Genomic DNA, 224 nt, shown 5'->3' on the forward strand with positions numbered 1-224 from the left:
TACCATCGGCGCTAGAGAGCTTAACTTCCGTGTTCGGTATGGGAACGGGTGTGACCTCTCTGCCATCATTACCAGACATTATTCTTTTGAGACAATCATTATTATAACTTATTCACTTTAAAAGTCAACAAGTTTTTTTATGTTCTCTCAAAACTAGATAACATTTGCTACATATTATATGGTTAAGTCCTCGATCTATTAGTATTCGTCAGCTCCACATGTCA

Annotated in this window: 1 rRNA gene; it reads right to left on the reverse strand. The window is 36.6% G+C overall.

Features of this window, described 5'->3' with window-relative positions:
* A 5S ribosomal RNA gene (gene rrf / locus JDS81_RS30140) occupies positions 1–76 on the reverse strand; the annotation flags it as partial.
* Between the last annotated feature and the right edge of the window lie 148 nt (positions 77–224).

Source organism: Bacillus cereus group sp. N31, from assembly GCF_016483245.1.
GTDB lineage: Bacteria > Bacillota > Bacilli > Bacillales > Bacillaceae_G > Bacillus_A > Bacillus_A toyonensis.